The organism is Haloarcula japonica DSM 6131, assembly GCF_000336635.1.
In the GTDB taxonomy this organism is placed as follows: domain Archaea; phylum Halobacteriota; class Halobacteria; order Halobacteriales; family Haloarculaceae; genus Haloarcula; species Haloarcula japonica.
Window position 1 is genome coordinate 264179 of sequence record NZ_AOLY01000039.1, and the last position, 18305, is coordinate 282483.

The 18305-nt window shown below is 63.1% G+C and carries 20 protein-coding genes; 9 read left to right on the forward strand and 11 right to left on the reverse strand.

Translation table 11 applies throughout. The features are described from left to right. Positions 1-2: 2 nt before the first annotated feature. The 7 genes from C444_RS15705 to ahaH all read right to left on the reverse strand — a co-directional run bounded on the left by C444_RS15705 (position 3) and on the right by ahaH (position 6787). Entirely contained in the window at positions 3-1763 is a 1761-nt protein-coding gene (locus tag C444_RS15705; protein ID WP_004593988.1) for an ATP synthase subunit A, read from the reverse strand. Positions 1764-1765: 2 nt separating this feature from the next. Then, on the reverse strand, positions 1766-2089 hold the full coding sequence (locus C444_RS15710) for a V-type ATP synthase subunit F (protein ID WP_004593990.1): 324 nt from the start codon (positions 2087-2089) through the stop codon (positions 1766-1768). Then, positions 2086-3159, reverse strand: coding sequence for a V-type ATP synthase subunit C (locus C444_RS15715; protein ID WP_004593992.1), 1074 nt, complete (start codon positions 3157-3159; stop codon positions 2086-2088). Before C444_RS15715 ends, C444_RS15710 begins: the two co-directional genes overlap by 4 nt. Then, entirely contained in the window at positions 3156-3740 is a 585-nt protein-coding gene (locus tag C444_RS15720; RefSeq protein WP_004593994.1) for a V-type ATP synthase subunit E, read from the reverse strand. Before C444_RS15720 ends, C444_RS15715 begins: the two co-directional genes overlap by 4 nt. 22 nt (positions 3741-3762) lie before the next feature. After that, positions 3763-4023 (reverse strand): F0F1 ATP synthase subunit C, encoded by a 261-nt coding sequence (locus C444_RS15725; protein WP_004518385.1) that lies wholly within the window; start codon positions 4021-4023, stop codon positions 3763-3765. Positions 4024-4242: 219 nt separating this feature from the next. Further along, entirely contained in the window at positions 4243-6468 is a 2226-nt protein-coding gene (locus C444_RS15730) for a V-type ATP synthase subunit I (RefSeq protein WP_049909557.1), read from the reverse strand. Then, a complete protein-coding gene (gene ahaH / locus C444_RS15735; RefSeq protein WP_004593996.1) occupies positions 6455-6787 on the reverse strand; it encodes an ATP synthase archaeal subunit H in 333 nt (110 codons plus the stop codon). The genes C444_RS15730 and ahaH overlap by 14 nt, the downstream gene beginning before the upstream one ends. Before the next feature lie 115 nt (positions 6788-6902). Here ahaH and C444_RS15740 point away from each other — a divergent pair, with 115 nt between their 5' ends. Beyond that, a complete protein-coding gene (locus C444_RS15740; protein ID WP_004593997.1) occupies positions 6903-7523 on the forward strand; it encodes a methyltransferase domain-containing protein in 621 nt (206 codons plus the stop codon). A gap of 181 nt (positions 7524-7704) precedes the next feature. Here C444_RS15740 and C444_RS15745 read toward each other — a convergent pair whose 3' ends face one another. Next, positions 7705-8937, reverse strand: coding sequence for a DUF7096 domain-containing protein (locus tag C444_RS15745; RefSeq protein WP_049909558.1), 1233 nt, complete (start codon positions 8935-8937; stop codon positions 7705-7707). A gap of 154 nt (positions 8938-9091) precedes the next feature. On the opposite strand from C444_RS15745, the gene C444_RS15750 reads away from it, so the two are divergent. From C444_RS15750 to C444_RS15785, 8 genes are all read left to right on the forward strand, one after another. Further along, complete coding sequence (locus C444_RS15750; RefSeq protein WP_004593999.1) at positions 9092-10189, forward strand: helix-turn-helix transcriptional regulator; 1098 nt, start codon at positions 9092-9094, stop codon at positions 10187-10189. A gap of 85 nt (positions 10190-10274) precedes the next feature. Beyond that, the gene (locus tag C444_RS15755) at positions 10275-11066 is read left to right on the forward strand and encodes an electron transfer flavoprotein subunit beta/FixA family protein (protein ID WP_004594000.1); all 792 of its coding nucleotides are present in this window, start codon (positions 10275-10277) and stop codon (positions 11064-11066) included. Beyond that, entirely contained in the window at positions 11066-12016 is a 951-nt protein-coding gene (locus tag C444_RS15760) for an electron transfer flavoprotein subunit alpha/FixB family protein (RefSeq protein ID WP_004594001.1), read from the forward strand. The genes C444_RS15755 and C444_RS15760 overlap by 1 nt, the downstream gene beginning before the upstream one ends. Before the next feature lie 61 nt (positions 12017-12077). Further along, positions 12078-12920 (forward strand): polyprenyl synthetase family protein, encoded by an 843-nt coding sequence (locus C444_RS15765; RefSeq protein WP_004594002.1) that lies wholly within the window; start codon positions 12078-12080, stop codon positions 12918-12920. A 45-nt stretch (positions 12921-12965) separates the two neighbouring features. Continuing rightward, entirely contained in the window at positions 12966-13529 is a 564-nt protein-coding gene (locus C444_RS15770) for an AAA family ATPase (protein WP_004594003.1), read from the forward strand. Then, positions 13526-13948, forward strand: a complete 423-nt coding sequence (locus tag C444_RS15775) for an RNA-binding domain-containing protein (RefSeq protein WP_004594004.1) — start codon at positions 13526-13528, stop codon at positions 13946-13948. The genes C444_RS15770 and C444_RS15775 overlap by 4 nt, the downstream gene beginning before the upstream one ends. Beyond that, positions 13945-14568 (forward strand): HAD family hydrolase, encoded by a 624-nt coding sequence (locus tag C444_RS15780; protein ID WP_004594005.1) that lies wholly within the window; start codon positions 13945-13947, stop codon positions 14566-14568. The genes C444_RS15775 and C444_RS15780 overlap by 4 nt, the downstream gene beginning before the upstream one ends. A 144-nt stretch (positions 14569-14712) precedes the next feature. Then, the gene (locus tag C444_RS15785; RefSeq protein ID WP_004594006.1) at positions 14713-15627 is read left to right on the forward strand and encodes a hypothetical protein; all 915 of its coding nucleotides are present in this window, start codon (positions 14713-14715) and stop codon (positions 15625-15627) included. A 28-nt stretch (positions 15628-15655) separates the two neighbouring features. On the opposite strand, the gene C444_RS15790 is transcribed toward C444_RS15785, so the two are convergent. The 3 genes from C444_RS15790 to C444_RS15800 form a co-directional block, all read right to left on the reverse strand. Then, entirely contained in the window at positions 15656-16000 is a 345-nt protein-coding gene (locus C444_RS15790; RefSeq protein WP_004594007.1) for a hypothetical protein, read from the reverse strand. A 241-nt stretch (positions 16001-16241) separates the two neighbouring features. Next, positions 16242-17297 (reverse strand): molybdopterin-dependent oxidoreductase, encoded by a 1056-nt coding sequence (locus tag C444_RS15795; RefSeq protein ID WP_004594008.1) that lies wholly within the window; start codon positions 17295-17297, stop codon positions 16242-16244. 51 nt (positions 17298-17348) lie between these two features. Further along, a complete protein-coding gene (locus tag C444_RS15800) occupies positions 17349-18299 on the reverse strand; it encodes a lamin tail domain-containing protein (protein ID WP_004594009.1) in 951 nt (316 codons plus the stop codon). Positions 18300-18305 lie beyond the last annotated feature (6 nt).

The window sequence follows — 18305 nt, forward strand, 5'->3', positions numbered from 1 at the left end:
TGTTAGTACAGCTCCCGCAGTTGAGACTCGATTTCGTCTTCGAGGTCGTCGATGTACTCGTTCCAGTCCTCTTGGACACCGATACGGTTGAGCCGCGGTGCGGCGTCGATGTCGGTGATCTCCTCGACGGGGACACCGGCATCCAGTGCCTCGAAGGCCGCATCGTTGTACGTCTTGGCGGCATCCATGATGCGGTAGGTCTTCTCGGGCTCACAGAACGTATCCACGTCGTGGAAGGCGTTCTGCTGGAGCCACGCCTCGCGCAGGTAGCGGGCGATCTCGAGCGTCAGCTGCTGGTCTTCCGGCAGCGCGTCCTTCCCGACGAGCTGGACAATCTCCTGCAGTTCCGCTTCCTCGTCCAGCGTGTCGATAGCCCACTGGCGCGTCTCCGGCCAGTCGGCGCGGACGTTGTCCTCGAACCACGGGTCGAGCTGGTCGCGGTACAGCGAGTACGACTCGTTCCAGTTGATAGAGGGGAAGTGCCGGCGTTCGGCAAGGTCCGCGTCCAGCGCCCAGAACGTCTTGACAATACGCAGCGTGTTCTGGGTGACTGGCTCCGAGAAGTCCCCGCCAGGCGGCGAGACGGCCCCGATGACCGAGACGGACCCCTCTGTGCCGTTGATGTTCTCGAAGTAGCCGGCACGCTCGTAGAACTCGCTCAGCCGAGCGGAGAGGTATGCGGGGTACCCCTCCTCGCCAGGCATCTCTTCGAGTCGGGACGAAATCTCACGCATGGCCTCGGCCCACCGGGAGGTGGAGTCGGCCATCAGCGCGACGTCGTACCCCATGTCGCGGAAGTACTCCGCGATGGTGATCCCCGTGTACACACAGGACTCACGCGCCGCGACGGGCATGTTCGACGTGTTCGCAATGAGGCAGGTCCGGTCCATCAGCGCGTTGCCGGTGGTCGGGTCCTCAAGCTCCGGGAAGTCCTCGATGACCTCGGTCATCTCGTTGCCACGCTCGCCACAGCCGACGTAGACGACGATGTCCGCGTCGGCCCACTTGGCGAGCTGGTGCTGCGTGACCGTCTTCCCGGACCCGAACGGGCCGGGAATAGCGGCCGTCCCGCCTTTCGCAATCGGGAACAGGCCGTCGAGAACGCGCTGGCCCGAGATGAGCGGTTCCGTCGGGGTTTCCTTCTCGACGGTCGGTCGCTGCTGGCGCACCGGCCACTCCTGGTGCATCTGGATCTCCTCGCCGCTGTCCAGTTCGACGACCGTCTCCTCGACGTTGAAGTTGCCCGATTCGATGGCGACGACCTCGCCACCCTCGGAGTCGGGCGGGACCATCACTTTGTGGTCGATACTCGGTGTCTCGGGGACGGTGCCGACGATGTCGCCGGCCTCGACCGCGTCGCCTTCCTCGACTTCAGGGGTGAACTCCCAGGTCTTCTCCAGGTCGATTCCCGGCGCGTCGACACCGCGGTCGAGGAACGCCGACCCCATCTTCTCTTCGAGCACGTCGAGCGGGCGCTGGACACCATCGTAGATGGCGTCGAGCATACCCGGCCCGAGGTCTACGGAGAGCGGCGAGCCCGTCCCTTCGACGGGTTCGCCGGGGGAGACACCGGAGGTCTCCTCGTACACCTGAATCGTGGTGATGTTTCCTTCGATCTCGATGACCTCGCCCATCAGCCCTTCCGAGCCGACGTAAACGACGTCGTTCATCCGGGCGTCGAGGTCCCGAGCCGTTACGACCGGTCCCGAGACGCTTTCGATAATGCCGTCCTCGCGGACGTCTGTGTCTGTTGCTTGACTCATGGTTAGTCCTCGTCCATCAGGTCGATACCGATGGCTCGCTTGATCTGTTCACGCAGTCCGCCGCTCCCAGTGCCGCCGCCGAGCGTGACCATCACCGGTTCGACACTCGTCTCCGCGTCCTGCCTGACACCGCGTGAGAGATGCGACAGGTCGTCGTCGTGCATCACGACGATACCGACGTCGTCGTCGTTGAGCATCTCCTCGACGGCGTCGTCGAGCTGCTCGTCTTTCTCGTCGGAAGGCACGTCCGCGAACTTGCGGACGCCAGCTAGCCGAAAGCCCGTCGTGAACTCCGGGCTTCCGATGACAGCTATCTCCTGGCTCATAGTATCACCAGCTCCTGTTCGATTTCGTCGGGGCCGAGGCCGGCCTCGCGACCGCGGGCGATGGCCCTGATGTTGTCGACCTCGCGTTCCTTTTTGAGAACGTAGGACAACACGGGACAGACCGACAGCGGATAGCGGTTCGAGAGCCGGTCGGCGTATTCGAGTAGCGCCGCGTCCAGCGCCCGCTCGAAGTCGATGAGGTTGTCGGCCTCTTCAAGCGCCGACAGGGCCTGATCGAGGTCGTCGCCGTACTTACTCTCGCGAACAGCGCTGACCAGCTGATCGAGATTCGTCGACAGCTGTGCGACCTCCTGTGCGTCGAACAGCTGGCCGCCCTCGATGAAGTACTCGGAGGGGTCGATGTCCGCGCCGCTGCGGGCCAGACGGAGTGCGTTCCGGAGGTTGCGGAAGTCGACTTCCGTCTCCAGGAACTCGACGTACAGCCCGGTCGGGCTGTCAATCTCCGGATTGTCCGGCAAGCCGGACAGCAGTGTTTCGTAGAAGGCGCGGTCGAGCGCGTTCTCCAGCGGCACGAGAACGCCGCTTTCCTCGTACACGTCGAACGCTTCGGCCAGCGATTCGCCGAAGATGGTGTCGTCGAGTTGCTCGACGACTTCCTCGATAGAACCGGCGTTCAGCAGGTCCTCGACGCGCCGGTCAGTGAACTCACCGGCCCGGATGAGGTCGTCTTCGACCTCGGTCCGTTCGGCGTCGGAGTAGAGCCCGCGGATGACGGTCTTGACGTTCCACACGTCGAACTTCCGCAGGTACCGGGCAATGTAGTCGTACAGCGCCCCCTCGGACCAGCGAAGCAGGTCGTCGAAGTGTTTCGCGAGGTTGCGGTTCAGCGCGTACTCGACGAGGTCGACGCCGTCGTACCGGGAGCCGAGCGCGTTCATTTCGGTCTCGTACTCCGTTTCCTCCATGAAGCGGGCGATTTCGCCCGTCCCCATGCGGACCAGCTTCCGGTAGTCGTCATCGTCGAACAGGGACGCGCTGCGGGCACGAACCCGTGCGATGACGTACTCGTAGTTGCTTCCCTGGCCGCTCGTTCCCGTTCGCGAACTCATTGGTCTTCGAACAGGCGGTCGCTGATTGCTTTCAGGTTGTCCTCCCAGACGTCCTCCAGGATGGAATCGAACGTGTTGTTCACACGGACTCGTGACTCGCCGCTCTCGACGACGACACCGCCGAGGCAGTCCCGCTCACCGGCGTACGTCGCGCCGTCGTAGTCATCGAGTACATCCTCGAGAAGCGACTGGTCTGACGCACGGCCGTACACCGACAGCTCGTCGCTGTCGTCGAATTCATCGACGGCGGCGTCAAGCAGTGCGCGTGTCAGTTCCTCTCGTCGGTCCCCTTCGAGGGCCGCGAGCGCGTCCTCAACGTCGCCACGAACGTCTTCGAGGATGTCACGCCGGGCATTGAGTCGAGCCTGTTTGGCCTCGAGCTTCGCGGAGGAGAGTCGCTGCTCTCGCTCCTGCTCGATGGTCCGCTCGACCTCGGCCTCGCGTTCCTCGTGGATCTGCTCGGCGTCAGCCTCGGCGTCGGCAATAATCTCCTCGGCACGTTCGTCGGCCGCGTCGCTAATCTCCTGAGCACGCGCGCGGGCCTCGTCGCGGATATCCTCTACGACTGTTTGAAGGCTCATTATTGGAAAAGACGGAGTGTTGTTAGACGACGAAGACGACGACAAGCGCGAGAATGACGAGCGTTTCCGGCAGGACTGTCAGGATGAGTCCGCGGCCGAACATGCTCTCGTCTTCTGCGATTGCGCCGACGGCGGCGGCCCCGATCCCACGTTCCGCATACCCCGAACCGAGCGCGGCGAGTCCGACTGCGAGCGCTGCGCCGGCTGAAGCCGGAATAGCTGGAGCACTGGCGGTACCTTCCTGCAGTACTGCGTTGACAAGGAGTGCGATGGTTTCGATCATGGATGTGTAGTCTCTGGAATTGCTCGTGTCCGAACAGGCGTATGTGAATCCACGTAGTTCATAAAGCTTCCCAAAGCGGTTCGTCAGCGTGCTGTTCGGGCGGTTTAGGGGCTCAGCTGTAGTCGGTTGTGAGGGTGTCGCAGTCGACGCCCGCGGCGACATTGGCAAAACCAGCAGTAAACAGGCAACGATTAGGCCGAAAAGAGAGGAAGCGCGCGGTCAGTCCTCGGTCGTGTAGTTTCGCTCGTAGCCGAACGGGTTGTACCGCTTCCCGCCGCCTTCGAAGAACTTCCCGAAGAACTCCACGTACTCGAGTCGGACGCCCTGCAGTCCGGCGCTGGTGACACCAAGCACCAGCACGAGCAGGTGGCCGATGACCAGGATGAGGACGCCGACCAGCGCGGCAGCGATGCCGGAGTGGATGAGACCGGGGAACATGATCGCTTCCGCGCCGTATTCGGAGATCGCCCACTCGGGCCCGTGCCCGATGAGGAAGTGGAACTCGCCGTCGTGCGAGTAGGCCCCGAAGAACAGGAGGTTGACCACGAAGGCCATCCCCGCCTTGGCCAGCAACACGGCGGCCAGTCGAGTGTACGACAGGACGTTCACCAGCACGTTGAGGAACTCGACGACCTCGATGGGGTCGGCGAGTGCCAGCAACACGAGACCGGCGAAGAAGAGGACGAGCCACGCCGAGAACGGCGCACCCAGTCCCGGAATCGTGAACAGGTTAAACGCCGGAACACCCGCAAACCCGAACGACAGCGGGTTCCCGGCAAAGACGCCCTCTGAGCCGTAGAGGAAGTCGGGTGCCGCGCCGTTCGCGCCGGAGAACACCCACGCCCAGAGCCCGAACAGCATCAGCAGCCAGGACCCGCTCTCGGTTATCGCGTCCCAGAGGCCGTGACTCAGGTTCTCGATGAAGTCGAAGATCCAGCCCGCGGCGAGGTGGACCATTCCGGCAAGCAGGCTCACTGTCAGCCACGCCAGCGCGTAGTCGCCGTAGTGAGGCTGGAGACCCTTGTGCATCGGCGGATGGCCGTTCCAGACAATCTCTCCGAGCTGGTGGAGCCCGAAGACTTCGCCGTACAGCACACCGAACAGCGCGGTGAATCCGCCGGCCCACATGCCGACGCCACCGAGACTCTTCAGCACGTCACTGTCGACCTTCGAGTACAGCCCATAGCCCAGCGCCAGGTACAGCAGCCCGTAACCGAGGTCACCGATCATGAACCCGAAGAAGGCCGGGAACGTCAGGAAGAAGGCGACTGTCGGGTCGAACTCGCCGTATTTCGGCCGGTTGACGACCTCGACGAGGTCCTCGAAGGGTCGGACGCCGCTCGGGTTGTCCTGAATGACCGGCGGGTCGTCGCTGCCCATCGTGATGACGCCGCCGTCAGCGACGGTTTCCTGCGGTTGGCGTTCGCTTTCCGGCTCGGGGGCATCGACGGAACTGCCGACGGGTTCGCCGCCGTTGCCACCTTCACGCTCGACTTCTTCGTGGGACTCCGCGTGACCCTCGTTATTGTACTCGGCGATCTCGATTCGGTCGATGTCGACAGCGTCGCCGACAGCACTCGAAAGCGCACGCTCGAACTCCTCATAGCGTTCGTTCGGAATCCAGCCCTCAGCGATGAAGGCGTTTTCCGTCGTCGCGAAGGTGAGCGGCGCTTCGCCCTTCTGGGCCTCGATAGCCAGTTTCTCCTCGGCCGCGAGGAGGAACCCGGCGTGGTCGAGGCGGAGTTCGTTGAGTTCGTCCTCGACAGTCGAGAGCTTCGATTCGAGCTGTTGTTTCTCGTGTTCCAACTCTTCGAGATACGCCGTCGGGTCGCCGTCACCTTCGGGGACTTCGAGTCGGGAGAACGTCGCTCCGACGAGCGCATCCTGCAGGGCGTCTTCTTCGGCCTGTGCGAACACGGCGACGACGCCGTCCTCGGTGAACAGCTCGAACGTCTCGATGTCGCTATCTGCGAGGACAGCCTCAATCTCGTCGCTGTCACCCTCGCCGACGACGACGGACAGCGAGTCGTAGCCACGGAGCAGGTCGAGATCGATACCGAGCGTGACGAACGGCGCCATCGTGTTGATCCGGTCCTCGACGGCCCGGAGTTCGTCACGGACCTCGTCGCGCCGGTCGTCGAGTTCGTTGACCTCGGTTCGGACTGTTTCGAGTTGGTCCTCGATTGCGTCGTCTGTGACGACCCGCGTCGGACCGGCGTCCTCCTCGCTGACAGCCAGAATGGATTGCAGCGAGCGGACCGTGACGAGCTTGTCCGAGACCTCGTTGGTTCCGTCGAGCGAGTTCCCGGGTTCGAATCCGTCCCAGGAGCCGTCGTACTCGGTGACGTGGAGCATATCGAGGTCGTGGACGGCCTCAATAGTCTGCTCCATCGCGCGTTTCGACCCCGTCACCGAGACGCGGCACATCTTCTCAGGTCTGAGCATGCACCGCCTCCTCGAACAGGTCTGTGACGTATTCGACTACCTCGTCGATCTGTTCACTGGCCTGCTGTTCGAGGTCGTCGCGAGCGGTCTCACCGTCTTCGATGATCTGCTCGCGTTCGGCCTCGATCTCTTCGCGAGCCGCTTCGAGACGATCCTCGGCGGCCGCCTCGGCCTCCTCCCGCGCGGATTCGCGTATCTCCTCGGCCTCCTCGCGAGCCTCCGCGATGCGGTCTTCGCGGTCTTGTTCGGCCTCTGCGACGATCTCGTCGGCCTCCTGCTCGGCCTCCTGTATCCTGTCAAGAACTTCTGGCCGTGGCATTCTCTAATCATGTGAGCGTTGCCAGAGCGGCTATTTGGTAGTTGCGAAGTTTCCCCGTCTGATACAGCGGCCAAAATCCGGGGAATTATGACCGCCAAGTCCTAAGCTGGCAGTAATGGGTGTCCTCGAGAACAAGGCTCGCGCGCGGACGTTCTACAAGTATCTCTCGAAGGTGTACGACCAGATCAACCCCTTCATCTGGGACGAACGGATGCGCGACGAGGCGATCGCGATGCTCGACCTTTCGCCCGACGACAAGGTCCTCGATGTCGGCTGTGGTACCGGCTTCGCCACTGAGGGGCTGCTCGAACACGTCGATACGGTGTACGGGCTCGACCAGAGCCCCCACCAGCTCTCGAAAGCGTTCGAGAAGTTCGGCAAGTTCGGCGACGTACGCTACCATCTCGGTGACGCCGAACGACTCCCGTTCAAGGACGACAGTTTCGACGCGGTGTGGTCCTCGGGGTCCATCGAGTACTGGCCCAACCCCGTGGACGCGCTTGCGGAGTGTCGCCGACTGACCAAACCCGGTGGCAAGGTACTCATCGTCGGCCCCGACTACCCGAACTCGACGGTCTTCCAGAAGATGGCCGACGCCATCATGCTGTTTTACGACGAAGAGGAGGCCGACCGGATGTTCACTGAGGCCGGGTTCGAAGAGTTCGAACACCACATCCAGCAGTCCCGGCCGGGGAGTCCGCGTGCGATTACGACAATTGCGACTGTTCCGGAGTAATCCCGGCCACGAGCGGATCGAGTCGCCGTTTTTCCCCACGTTTTGCGGTGAGTAGTGACCGAAGATCACCCGAACCGGCAAAAGGTGGTTTGGCAGTCCCGACCAGGGAAGTCCACGAGCAATTACGATGATCGTAGAAGTGCCAGACTAACAGCGACTATCGACCCGTTCTTTTTCCGTGCTACACCGACCCGCTGACGGGAACCCGTACTCGGACGCCGTCCTGTGTGGTGGCGGTAACCGTGTACTCCCCACGGGGTTCGACAGTCCAGAGGGAGCCGTCTGTACCGGTCGTTCCGATCCGTTTACCGTTTATCCTGACAGTTGCATCCGCCCTGGAACCCGTACTGTTGTCGGTGACCGTTACGAGCAACGGTCCAGACTCGAAGGACTGCTGGACCCGGACGCGAACTGACTGGTTCACGTTCGTCGCCACTTCCGACCGGTCGACCGTCGTCAGTTCGAGGTGCTGGGTTTCGTAGAAGACGTTCGTTGTGCCACCGTCGAGATACGCAGTCAGTTGTCCGTTCGAGTGGTCAGCCTGAATCTGGTAGATCCCACTCCGACCGTATGCCTGAACAGACGGGTATTGCTCGCTGTAGAGCCACGGGTAGAGGTTCTCTGCCCGCGTGTTGACCGCACCGAGGGAGTCGTTGGTCCGGGCGAACTGGTCGATCGCTGTCTGTTCGCGGTCCTGTCCGAGATACGTCTCACGCATGTACTGGCCGTCCGAGACTGTCGACAACATATAGCCTTCCGATGATACCTCGACATACACCGCGTTCGGCTCAGTCTCACCGGCGGTTTCGACACTGATACGCTGGCTTATCGGACCGCGGTACGTCTTGAGTACGCCCCTGTTGTTTTCCAGTCGGAAGCGCTGGTTCGGTGATAGCGAGTAGTCCGGTGCAGTGCCAGCAGCCGTCCGAACCCGTTCAAGCCGGTCGGTCAGTTGTCGGGACTCAGCGTCGGTCAGTGCCCGCTGTCGCAGGAACTCCGTGGCGGTTATCGCACCGCTGGCGTACTGCTGGATTGCGGCCTGGTTCCGCTGTTCCAGATTCGTTCGCCGGCTTTCGATATCGGTCAGGGTCTCATCAACGAGGCGGTCGCGAGCGGTCTCGCTGTCCCGCTGGAAGAACTGCTGTTCGAAGGTCGTCGTCGCATAATCGCTCCGAAGATCACTGGATCCGGCCGCAACCGCGACGCCCACATCGATCGAGGACCGGTTGTACGTCGTCGACCTGACGTCGCTGGCCGGGATAGCGAGATGGTTCGTCGTGTTCTCGACGACCGTGATCTGTGGTAACTGGTCGCTGCCGTCAGCGGTCTGAGCCGGCGAGGCGAACCCAGTCACCGGAGCAGCCACGGAAACGAGCATGAGGAGGATCACACCGACTGCGGGGAGGGGACGCATTAGCGATAAGTACTCACCCGCCGTACAAAAATCTCCCCATTCTCCATACCACAATAATCGCCTGAGAGTGTACTAGACCTTTCAAAGCGTCCGCTGACGTTTTATTCTCGGATGGAAAGGGTTTTGCCCCCAGAACGTCCATCGATGAACGAGAATGACCCCGCGGGTATCAGGTGCCCTCCTCCTCCTTGTCCTGTTTGCCCTGTTGGCGACCCCGCCGCTTGCGACAGCGGCGGCGATTGATACTCCTCCCGCCCAGCAGACGACCGGGACGCCGGCACCGGTCGCGGAGAATACGACGTTCGCCCTCCAGATACAATCGAACGGCGACGCCAAGTGGACGATAACAGACACCTACGCGCTTGAGGAGAGCGATACTGAGTCGTTTAGAGACACCGGTGAGCAGTTCGCGGAGGGGGACGACAAGGCAGCGTGGCTGCCAGCGTTCCGGGAGGCAAAAGACGAGGCCAGTGCGGTTACCGGTCGCGAGATGGAGATTACCGATGTCGACCGTCGGTATGAGGTGTCAGACCGAAAGGGGCAACTGATACTCGAGTTCACATGGACGAACTTCGCAGTGGTCACCGGGGAGAACATCGTCGTCGGGGACGCGTTCAATTCCACAGACGGTACGTGGTTCGGGACGCTAACTGCGGACCAGCGACTCGTTATCTCGCCACCGCCTGAGTACGGGGTGGAGAGCGCCCCGAGCGCCGTCGACGACGGAAAGCTGATTTTCGAGGGGCGACGGACGTTCGAGCCGGGGTACCTGTCCGTGGTGTACACTGGCGAACAGCCGACCACCCAGACACCGACAGAAGCCCCGGAGTCGATGTTCAGCGGCGTCGACTCGACCTGGATCGGTGGGGTTGTGCTGATGGTGCTGCTCGTCGGGGCCGTCGGTTACATGTTCAAGACCGGATACACTGATGCGCTGCCATCGGTCACAACCGGGACCGACGACGACGGAGACGACAGTGCCGGGACGGCAGCCCCAGTGAGCGACACCGCAGCCTCGGACGACGTCGACGTCGAACTGCTGAGCGACGAGGAACGCGTCGAACGGCTCCTCGAAGAAAACGGCGGACGGATGAAACAGGCCCGTATCGTCTCCGAGACCGGCTGGTCGAACGCAAAGGTGTCGCAGTTGCTCTCAGCGATGGACGAGGAGGGCCGCATCGACAAACTCCGTATCGGTCGGGAGAACCTCATTTCGTTCCCGGACGAAGATATCACCGACTTCGACGAGTAACGGTCCGGACTATTTGATTGTAAACGAGCCGGGCGTGGTTTCTGATTCGAAAACGTTTATTCGCTGTCCGGTCGGACGTCTCAGCATGAAAATCCTTGTCACGGTGAAGGAGGTGGCAGCCGTCGACGACGAGTTCGAGATCGACGGACTCGCTATCGACGACCGGTACGTCACAGCCGACCTCAACGAATGGGACGAGTACGCTGTTGAAGCGGCCGTCCAGATAAAGGAGGCCCACGACGACGTCGAGGTCGTTACCGCCACTATCGGCCCATCCGAGACGGACGAAACGATCCGGCAAGCGCTGGCGAAGGGGGCCGACCGCGCAATCCGTGTCTGGGACGACGCACTCGACGACGCCGGCCTACTGGACCCAGAAACGAAGGCCGAGGTGCTGGCCGCCGTCGCCGCCGAAGAAGACCCCGATCTGGTGCTGACCGGTGTCCAGTCTGCCGACGACGGGTTCGGGGCGACCGGCGTCACGCTGGCCGATAAGCTCGACATGGAGTGGGGCGCTGTCGTCAACGACCTCGACCTCGATCCGGAAGCAGGTGTCGCAAGCGTCCATCGGGAACTGGAAGGCGGCGTCGAAGAACTCACCGACATCGAGATTCCTGCCGTACTGACGATACAGACCGGGATCAACGATCCACGCTACGCGAGTCTCCGGGGCATCCGGCAGGCCCAGAGCAAGGAACTCGCGGAGTACAGCCTGACGGATATCGGCCTCGACGCGGCCGGGATCGAGAGCCCGCTGGAACAGACCTCGCTGTACGAGCCTGAAACCGAGGGCGAGGCGACGGTGTTCGAAGGGAGTCCCGAGGAGACAGCGGCCGAGTTGGCTGAACTGCTCGCGGAGAAGGGGGTGACCAGCTAATGTCGGTCCTCGCTATCGCCGAACACCGGCGTGGGGAGCTCCGACCGGTGAGCTTGGAACAGTTAGCAGCCGGTCGCGAGCTCGCCGACGAACTCGGCGGCGAGCTACACACCGCCGTCATCGGCGGCGATGTCGAGACCTTCGGGGCAGAGCTGAACCGTGAGGGCGTCGACACCGTCCACACCGTCGATATCGGCGAGGAATTCAATCACGACGTGTACACGCAGGTCGTCACCCAGCTGGCCACGGAGCTGGACCCGACCGTCCTCCTGATGCCAAACAGCGTCAACGGTCTCGATTACGCGCCGGCAGTCGCTAACCGGCTGGACCGGCCGCTCGTGACCGATGTGGTCGACATCGACGCCGAGGGCGACCTCACCGCCACCAGAGAGCTGTACGGCTCGAAGGTCGAAACGACAATCGACGTCCACGCCGACCAAGCGGCCGTGACCATCCGCCCGGCCGAGTGGCCGACAGTCGAAGCGGACGGTGACGCCGCAAACGAGGCATTCGACGCGAACATCGACGAGAGTGCCGTCAGGTCCACCGTGAAGGGCTTCGAAGAGGTCGGTGGTGGCGACATCGACATCACTGACGCCGACGTCCTGGTGTCCGTCGGCCGCGGTATCGAAGAGGAGGAGAACCTCGATATCATCCACGACCTCGCCGACGCGCTGGACGCGACGGTGTCGGGTTCGCGACCACTCATCGACAACGGCTGGCTGGCGAAGGACCGTCAGGTCGGCCAGAGCGGCAAAGTCGTCACACCGGACGTGTACATTGCTATCGGTATCTCCGGGGCCGTCCAGCACGTCGCCGGGATGAAGGGCTCGGACACGATTGTCGCTATCAACACCGACCCAAACGCGCCGATCTTCGATATCGCCGACTACGGCATCCAGGACGACCTGTTCGAGGTCGTCCCGGCACTCATCGAACAGTTCCAGTAGCCACCTCACACTGAATCGCGGGTGACAAGGTACTTTTTATGGTAGTCCTAAGGGAGCGGTAATGGAGTATCTCGAGCGCCGGCGGGACCGGGTCGAGGAGCGGTTGGAGGCTGTCCTCGACAGCGTGGAGCCGGACGAACTCGCAGATGAAGTCCGCCACGTCGCACTCTCCGGGGGAAAGCGGGTACGGCCGACCGTGACCGTGCTGGTGTGTGAAGCACTGGGCGGGGAGCCGGCCGATGCCGTCGATTTCGCGGTCGGCATCGAACTCGTCCACAACGCCTCGCTGGTCATCGACGACATCATCGACGAGTCAGAACTCCGGCGGGGTTCTCCGGCTGCCTGGGAAGCCTTCGGCCACGGCCCGGCGATCATCGCCTCCGACGGCCTGCTCGGCGAAGCGTTCAATCTCTTTTCGACGGACGAACGCGCCATGCAGACCGTCTCCGAGTCGATGGTCGAGCTGGGCGAGGGCGAGGCGATGGAACTGGTCGCTGAGCCCTCCAACGAGAAGGAGTACATGGAACTGGCTCGCCGGAAAACCGGGGCGCTGTTCCGCGCTGCGGCGGAACTGGGAGCCATCGCCGCCGATTCGGACCCGTACACGGTCGAGGCGGTCGGCCAGTACGCCGAACGGGTCGGCGTCGCCTTCCAGATGCGTGACGACGTACTCGATGCGACGGCCGACGCCGAAACGCTGGGCAAGCCGGCCGGGACCGACGCGGAGATGGAGCGACCGTCGCTGGTGGAAGTGACGGAGCTAACCACAGAGGAAGCGAACGAGCGGGCGCGGGCCGAGTCCGACGCCGCGCTTGAGTCGCTATCAACCATCGATGCCCCGGAGTCCCAGTCGATGGAGTACCTGCGGGACCTCGCGGAGTTCGTCGTCGTCCGCGAACGGTGAGGCCGAACGGGAGGGCTTTTGCCCGCTGCTCGATTACGCCCGACAATGACAGTTATCGGTATCGTCGGGCTGCCGGGCAGCGGGAAAAGCGAGGCAGCAAACGTCGCCGCTGAGATGGACGTGCCGGTCGTGACGATGGGCGACGTGATCCGCGAGGAGTGCCGTGACCGCGGGCTTGACCCCGCAACAGACCACGGGACGGTTGCGAAGGCGCTCCGAGCGGAGAACGGCCCCGCCGCCATCGCCGAGCGCTCGCTACCGATGATCGAGGCGGAACTCGAATCGAACGACACCGTTCTCGTCGACGGTATCCGGTCGGATGTAGAAGTCGAGACGTTCGAATCGGCCTTTGGCGACGGGTTCCTGCTCGTCGAGATTGATGCCCCGTTCGAGCTGCGGGCCGAGCGACTCGATATCCGTGGGCGGGACAGCTCGGTGGAAGACGGCGGCGAGTCGCTGGAGGACCGCGACGCTCGCGAGCGTGGCTTCGGGATGGGCGAGGCCATGGACATGGCCGACCTGACTATCGAGAACACGGAGACGCTGGCCGCGTTCCAGCGGACCGTCCGCACACTCATTCGAAATGGCCCGGAGGCACTCGACCAATGAGCGCCGTCTACTCCGTCGACATCCGAATCGAAGCGCCCGTCAACGACACCGAAGTAACCGACCGAGTCGCAGATGCAGTCCGAAATCTCTTCCCGGAAGCCGACCCGACCCACCAGCAGGGCGTACTCGTCGCGGAGGTGCACACGATGGACGGGTTCTCAGAGCTGCTCCACCGACGGGAAATTCTGGACACAGCCCGGTCGGTCTTCTTCGACAATCTGGAGGGCGACACCTTCGCGTTCGACGTGAAGAAGCAAGCGGCGTTCGAGGGGCGGATCAACTTCGCAGTCGGTGACCCTTCGGAACTGGGGGACATCCACGTGAACGTGACCGTCAACGAACCGACGGCCGAGGAGTACATCGATTACGTCGCGCCGCCGACCGAGGACGGCCAGCCGGTCTACGACGACGACACATGACGACGACCATCTGTTTCGACCTCGATGACACGGTCGTCCACTATCCGGAGCCGTACAAGAACATCATCCGAAGCACAGTCGAATCCCACGGTATCGAATACACGGACGAGCTCCGGGCCGTTAGCAAGGAGACGTTCTACATAGCCTTCGAGGCACTGGAGCCGGAGCCGTACCGTCAGTCGATGGCCGCCGTCGTCGAAGCGACCGGGGCGGACGTTGACCTCGACGCGCTGGTCGAGACGCTCAAGGAGACCGAGTTCGCGTCGACGACCGTGCCCGATGCCGCCCGGGACAGCCTGACCGCACTTGCCACCGACAATCAGCTCGCGATTGTCACCAACGGGGTCCGGGAGCGGCAAGTCGCCAAGCTCGACCACCACGGACTGACCGACCTGTTCGACCTCTGTGTTGCTTCCTACGAGGTCGGGGCACACAAGCCTGACAGCGCGCCGTTCGACCAGGTCCGAGAGGAACTGCCGGCCGATGAGTACGTGATGGTCGGCAACGAGTACGATACCGATGTCGAGGGCGCACGCAACGCGGGCTTCGTGCCGATTCACTACGAATCGGGCGATACCGGCGGGCCGGACCTCTGGGATTCTATCGACGCGCTGGTGTAGCCGAGTCGAGTCGGCTGTCCCACAGCGGACGCCCGATTCGGCGCTGGTCACAGTTTGAAGTAAGCCGATGGTACTCCTCCGGCGGTACCTTGTGAGCATGATAGTTATCAACTAACTAATAGCCCCTGACTGGGAAGGGGTGACATGAAAGAGGCTGAAGAAACAGGCTATGCAGAGTCTATCAACCGCCGGCACCTTCTGAGCGTCATCGGTGGTGGAGCCACAACCGCGTTGCTCGGGACAGGAGTTGGTGCTGCGAAACCAGGCCACGAGAACGGGAAAAGTGGGAATAATGGCAACCACGGGAACGGCAACAACGGTGTCGGTCCGTGTACCTGTGACGGCTGCCCTGAAGGGACGTTCTGCGGAAAAATCGAGGGCGCGCCCGAAGAGGGTGAGACCTACACCTTCGAGTCAGACGGAGACAGTTTCAGCGTGACAATCGAGAGCGTGACCGAGAAAGACGGAGGCGAGGTCACGTGTTTCTCGTTCAGCACCGACGACGTGGTCGAGCAGGTGTGCGTGAAGGGCGGGCCGGACACGAAGACGTACGACGACAACCCGGCGGAGAAGGAGGAACTGTGTGCACCGACGAACCCCGGCGGCCAGCAGGCGGCAATCAGCAACGTCTCGTTCTGTGGAACCGGAGACGACGAACTGGAGTGTTACCAGATCGACCTCGTCTCGGGCGATGTCATCAAGGACTTCGAGAAGGAGGGACCGTACGGCGACCGGAAGTTCGAGGACTTCAGCGTCTGTGAGGACGGGAGCAACCTCGAGGGGCTTGAATCCAGCAACGACGGCCAGTCGGTGGATGGCTGTGAGCTTAGCTGGGTGGGACTTGGCTTCGATGAATCCGACAACACGGCGGATGTCGACGTGACGCTCGAGTCAGCATCGTCGGAATCCTGCACGGTCACGCTAGCCGGCTACCTGCTTCCCGAGGGCGAGACGAAATTCAACCCGAAGACGCTCGAAGAACAGGAGTACCGCGACCACGAAACGGTGGAACTCAGCGAGGGTGACTCGACGAAGCTGGAGATCAGTCTAAACGGGTGACTCACGCACAGTAGAAACCGGCCGCTCATCAGCCGATTACGGCGACGAGGATGATACCGGTGTTCCACGCCGTCACCGTGACACCGAGCAGCGCCAGTCCGAGCGGGACACCGATAGAGTATGGCCAGGAGACGTACTTCCAGATGGCGAAAAAGCCCACGAACACGACGGCTTTGAGCCCAGTCAGCACCAGCAGCGCATGCCGTTCCAGCAGTAGTTTGACGACTGGGCTGAGTTCCGTCACGCCGGTAATGCTGTAGCCGACGAGCGTCGTGACGAGGTCGCCGACACCGAAGAAGGCGACGGCGACCGCCCACAGGGCGACGGCGGTGTTCGACGGACCGGTGAGTCGGATGGGGTGCCGCCAGTTCATACCGCTTGCTACCGTACATCGATACTTCGTTAGTGGTAGCTTCAATGACACCTACAACGGTAAGCTGCTCTTTCGAGCGTTGAAAGCGCAGTGTTGTACTGGGTGCGATTCAGCGAGGACCGACAGTTCAGCCGAGTGAACGCGTTCGAAGCGAGTATATACTGCAGGTAACCACCGCTTTCCGAGCGAGACTACCCCGAAAGAACGGCGACCGCGCTGGCGCTGGAAGACTGTGGCGAACTCAAAGCCCGCTCACGAATATCGCGAGCCACTCCCCGAGTTCACGGCGCTTGCTGACCCGGACCGACTCGACCCACTTCACCCACTGGAAGCCCCGGCGACCCGGTGCGACGAGTCGGAGCGGGTAACCGTGACCGTGGGCCAGGCGCTCGCCATCGACGTGGGTAGCCAGCATGGCACTGCGGGCCTCCGACAGCGGGAGGCTCCACCGATAGCCGGTCACCGACCGGAACTGGACCCACGCCGCCGCGTCGTCGGGGTCGGCGGTATCGAGGAGGTCTCCGACGCGGACGCCCCGCCACTCGTGGCCGGAGTACCAGCCGCTAGTGCAGTCGAGTACCGCCGATTCGGTCGCGTCCGGCGAGAGTTCGTCGGCAGTGTAGCTGGTTTCGCTGGCGGCTCGGCCGGCGACCGAGAGCGACCAGTCGGCCGTGTCGACCGGGTCCGGGTCGTCCGCGACCCAGCTGGTGACAGGGAAACGGTTGCCGTCGTCAGTCCCCTCCTCGCGAGAGCCGGTATAGCGGCGGTCCGTACCGGCCGTGTCGAGGGCATCGTTGACTGGTCCCTGGACTCGCCAGAGGAGTGCCCCCGCGGTCACCAGCCCGGCGTACCGGAGGACGTCCCGGCGGCCGCCGCGGGTGGCCTGTGTCGGGGAGTAAAACCGGGCACGGAGATGCACCAGCAACAGCGGCGGCACCAGCAGGCCGAGCGCGATGTGCAGGTGAAACAGCCCCCACGGGCCGAGGTCGAGCGTGCCGCCGAATATCCACCAGACACCGGTGCTGAGCGCGCCCAGTGTGATAGTGGCCAGACCGACCGAGAGGACCCGGGCCCCGGTGAGCCGCGACGGCGAGACGCGATGGGCGACACGGCGGAGCTTCACCGGCAACAGGAGCGTCAGCAACACGCCGGAGAGCGCGTGGAGGTCGATAATCCACGCGCTGCTGGGGATGCCTGCAAAGATGGTGGCGACACCGGTGGCAAGCAGCGTCGCCACCGCCGCGAACAGCCCCCAGTCGACCGCCCGTGGCGTTGGTGTCAGCCGGCGGATGGCCATGCTATCAGTTAGCACTGGAGCAGCTTATACTGTCGTGGCGGCGCGGCAGCGTCAGTACGACTGCCGGAGGATCGTCTCACCGCTGGCATTCCGGACGATAACGGTGTCGCCGTCGTTGTTCCAGACCGCCCCGTCCCGACCCCAGTACCGTTCCGTGCCGGTGTCAGTACCGCTACCAGTGTAGAGAGTTACCGACGCGTTCGGGTCGAGAGTCAGGTTCGCGAACGTGTACTGGTGGCCCGCAGCATCGCTGACTGTCCACCCGGAAAGGTCGACCGGCGCATCGCCGGCGTTCGTGAGCGTGATGTACTCGTCATTCAGGTTCTCGTTGTCGTTGTCTTCCGCATCAGCGTGGACATCTGCGACTGCCACGGCACTGGCGGTCCCGCCGTCGGCGATAGCCGTTCGAGTCCCTGCACTCTGGTCCGTACAGCGCCAGAGCCCGCGCCGGTCTGATCGGGCTGCGTCCTCGGCCGCGTAGAATCGCTCGGCGCGTGTGAATTCGCTGTCGTAGACGCGTGCGTGGCCAGTCTCGACGAGCCGGTAATTGAACAGCGCCTCGTCGTGAACAACGTAGGCCAGCAGTCGGTCGTAGTAGCCGCGCCGGTTCAGATTCGGATCAAAGGCGAGCCCGACTGTCTCACCGAGGAGTCGCTGCTTGGCGAGCGACGACGCGTTCGTGCCAGCGCCACGGAGGCAAGATGCCCCAGCGTCGGTTTCGGGGACGCCCTCGAACTCCGCTGGGTCGTTCTCGGCGTGGACTTCGGGTGTATCGACGCCGACGAGTCGGACCGTGTCGCCGGTCCCGTTCTCGTAGGCGACCTGTATCGTATCGCCGTCGACGACAGCGGTGACGGTCACGGTGACAGCGGACTCCGGAACGTCGACTGCCGACTGGCCGTCGACGGCGGTCCCTGCCGACCCGGACGGTTCCCCGGTAAAGCCGCTACAGCCGGCAGCAACCACGAGAACGACGACGAATCCGAACGTGAGCCGACGCATTGTCGA